This window comes from Herbaspirillum sp. Sphag64 (assembly GCF_014192645.1).
GTDB lineage: Bacteria > Pseudomonadota > Gammaproteobacteria > Burkholderiales > Burkholderiaceae_D > Herbaspirillum.
Genome location: NZ_JACHYE010000032.1, coordinates 1 through 4,011, shown reverse-complemented (window position 1 = coordinate 4,011; position 4,011 = coordinate 1). Strand labels below are relative to the sequence as shown.

General features: G+C 49.8%; 1 protein-coding gene and 1 pseudogene. Both read right to left on the bottom strand.

Features of this window, described 5'->3' with window-relative positions; genetic code table 11:
- Positions 1-366 precede the first annotated feature (366 nt).
- Positions 367-1,734 (bottom strand): hypothetical protein, encoded by a 1,368-nt coding sequence (locus tag FHW66_RS20630; RefSeq protein WP_183381705.1) that lies wholly within the window; start codon positions 1,732-1,734, stop codon positions 367-369.
- 648 nt (positions 1,735-2,382) lie between these two features.
- Positions 2,383-4,011, bottom strand: a pseudogene (locus FHW66_RS20625) (hypothetical protein); the annotation flags it as partial.

The window sequence follows — 4,011 nt, the reverse complement described above, 5'->3', positions numbered from 1 at the left end:
TGAGGAACATATCGCGTGCTTGAACAAGTATTGGGATGAATAATTGACATTCAGGGAGGGGCTTGCACGGTGCTGTTTCAGGCCGTGCAAGTTGCAGTAAATTCGAACACGAAATATCTGACACTCCCCCAAGCGATTATTGGAATCTTCTTTTTAAAAAAACAATTCCAATAATCAGTATAGTTAATAGGCTGACACGGATTGCGATGATCCTACTGTCCACAATACTCCACACTCGGTTAAAAGTAAGATGTTCATAGCAACTAGGAATAAAAAAACAATATCCCCATGCCACTAAAATCCATGCTGAAAATATGGCTACAAAGCTGAAAATCCAAAAACAAACCGTTATGAGAAAAAACTTTTTCAATTTTTATCTCCACTAATATTTTTATTTTTAACTGATTCGATGGCACTTTGCCCTGTACTCCCGATAAAACCTCCTGTTATAACTGGCGTTGTATTAGGGCGAAATAAATTCCATCCTCCGCCAGACCACGTACCTGTTCCTGCCCAATTAGTTGTATTAATAGTCGGTTTGACCGCACTGGTAAACAAATTCGCTCCTGCCTTACCCAAGCCATAACCCACGGAGCTAAAGACTCCACTCGCAAGTGCATTACCAACCACACTATTATCTGTTCCGTTGAAATAATTATTGGCTGCCGCCCCAGCGCCGCCAGCAACAGTATTCACACCAATATTCCAGAAGAGTTTACCGTATGATCCAGCGGCACCCGTAAGGAAACTTGTACTCACATCGATTGGATTAATCGTTCCATTCTGATAATACTGCGCCCCCGCATTGATACCAGCGCTAATCGTCCCGGTACCTAGTGGCGATGCCCACATGACAGAGCCAAGCGCGCCATTTGTACTAAAAATCGGCGTACCGGAAATGGCCGCCAGCGGCCCTGCGCCTGCAATAACCCCTGCAGCCCCGGCAGCCGCAAGCGTCGCATTACTGACATTTTGTCGAATGTTCTGATCACGACTTGCTGCCGCTGCAAGGTCTTGTCCGGATGGGGTGTTCGTATGGCCGAATTGTGCATACATATCCATATTCGCCTTTTGGTCTGGTGTCGCATAAAACATATAACCTGGGCCACTATTGCCGTCAGCTGGCAGCAACCCACGTCCAGCCTGATTCAGGAATGCACTGGCGCTCTGATCCCATTCACCGGGTGAACCGAATTGCACTTGACGGTTTGCCTGCGCGGTCAGTTCTTGCAGTGCCTGTTCAACAGATATGCCTTGTGTGGATGCATAGCGTTTGGCGTTTGTTTTAATCCATGTCTTTTCGTCCTGATGCAACTGCCGATTATTCGCCTCCACATTGACCGCAGCAGCCATCCCCGCGTTCCCGCCTGCGGCGCTACCAATCGCTCCGGCAGCAATCTGTGCCAGCCCTTGCTTGAGTACCTCGGGCAAGTCTGTCTTGTCGATCTGCTCCGCAATGGCGTTCATCGCCAGTGAGGAGCCCGCTGCGCCAGCGGCCCCGGCGAGACCACCAGTCAATGCCCCCGTAGCGGTGTGCAACAACATACGGTAAGTGCCGTTGTCTTCCCATTTGCTGGCTTCATCTTTGAGTGCGGCACGTTTGATGGGATCGGTTTCCTGATCGATCTGGGCGTTCAGTGCATTGAGCTTGCCGGTGGCATAGTCGCCAATGGCCTTGGCAGCTTGTTGCCCAAAGGCTTGCGTGATTTGCGCTTGTGCAGTTACGTCCTCCATCAGTTGCTGCCCATCCCAGTTCTTACTGAGCTTGTTGCTGCTGTCACTGCCGCTGGTGTTACCGTTCAGTTGAGGTCAGCGGCCTGAAATTCGCTTTTCGTGATACCAGCTTATTGTTCCTGCCGAGAAACTGATGAGTAAAATGACTAGTGTCATGCGACTGACTCGATTCAATGTAGGTAACTGATAGGGAGTGTCGTTAAGCAACCATTGAAATGCAGGGCCTATCACTAACTCACTCAAAATAACAATGACGGTAGAGCATAAAAAGAATAAAAGTACAAAATATAGCCATCTTATTAATTCAAATTTTTTTCGCTGATTCATTTCTGTCCTTCCATTTTTTCCTGAATCAGAGGGTCGAGCTTTTCCTGCACAATAGAAGATCCAACAGTGCCAACCCTGGAATTTTTACGTTTATAAAGAAGCGATATTATATTTTTCGGAGCACGTTGATCCAAGCCAAAAAAGTATAAGCCAATGAAACAACAAGACTTATTTTAAAGGAGGACTTTGCATCTTCCCATCTTGGCGTATAGCTGCAAGCATCAAAGTAACAATGCAAATAACTACCGATCACCCACATTACGGAGCATCCAGCGAACCAAATCAGCATCGTCAATAAAAAAATTAGAGTTAATTTCTGAATCATTTTTTGATGGCTCCTCGAATCGCTTCTTGGACTACCCCGCCACCGATAGCCCCACCAATAACTCCGCCATTATTTGGTATAAAAAAATTATAACCACCACCAGCCCAAATACCAGTTCCTGCCCATGTATTAGCGTTATTAATCGTTGGTCTCAGTATGGAATTGATCCCATTCGCAGTGATATACCCAAGCCCATAACCAATACCGGATAACGCGCCGCTCGTAATAGCGTCGCCAACAATACTACTATTTTTCCCGTTGAAGTAATTGTTAGCTGCTGCCCCAGCGCCGCCAGCAACAGTATTCACACCAATATTCCAGAAGAGTTTACCGTATGATCCAGCGGCACCCGTAAGGAAACTTGTACTCACATCGATTGGATTAATCGTTCCATTCTGATAATACTGCGCCCCCGCATTGATACCAGCGCTAATCGTCCCGGTACCTAGTGGCGATGCCCACATGACAGAGCCAAGCGCGCCATTTGTACTAAAAATCGGCGTACCGGAAATGGCCGCCAGCGGCCCTGCGCCTGCAATAACCCCTGCAGCCCCGGCAGCCGCAAGCGTCGCATTACTGACATTTTGTCGAATGTTCTGATCACGACTTGCTGCCGCTGCAAGGTCTTGTCCGGATGGGGTGTTCGTATGGCCGAATTGTGCATACATATCCATATTCGCCTTTTGGTCTGGTGTCGCATAAAACATATAACCTGGGCCACTATTGCCGTCAGCTGGCAGCAACCCACGTCCAGCCTGATTCAGGAATGCACTGGCGCTCTGATCCCATTCACCGGGTGAACCGAATTGCACTTGACGGTTTGCCTGCGCGGTCAGTTCTTGCAGTGCCTGTTCAACAGATATGCCTTGTGTGGATGCATAGCGTTTGGCGTTTGTTTTAATCCATGTCTTTTCGTCCTGATGCAACTGCCGATTATTCGCCTCCACATTGACCGCAGCAGCCATCCCCGCGTTCCCGCCTGCGGCGCTACCAATCGCTCCGGCAGCAATCTGTGCCAGCCCTTGCTTGAGTACCTCGGGCAAGTCTGTCTTGTCGATCTGCTCCGCAATGGCGTTCATCGCCAGTGAGGAGCCCGCTGCGCCAGCGGCCCCGGCGAGACCACCAGTCAATGCCCCCGTAGCGGTGTGCAACAACATACGGTAAGTGCCGTTGTCTTCCCATTTGCTGGCTTCATCTTTGAGTGCGGCACGTTTGATGGGATCGGTTTCCTGATCGATCTGGGCGTTCAGTGCATTGAGCTTGCCGGTGGCATAGTCGCCAATGGCCTTGGCAGCTTGTTGCCCAAAGGCTTGCGTGATTTGCGCTTGTGCAGTTACGTCCTCCATCAGCTGCTGTCCATCCCAGCGCTTACTCAGCTTGTTGCTTCTGTCTTCGTCACTGCGCACCGTGGTGTCGATGGTGGCTAGCGTTTGTTCGACATTCTTGCCAGTCAGTGCTTCTTGCGCAGTTGCATCCGTAATGGTGATCGTGCCGCCACTGATGCCTGAGTCAGTGCTGCTGCTATCACTACCGCTGGTGCTCCCATAGCCGAGGCCGGTGCCGTTCATCTTGGTGCTGGCATCGGTCATTTGGCCGGGTTTTCCGGGGACGGGCTTGGCATCGCT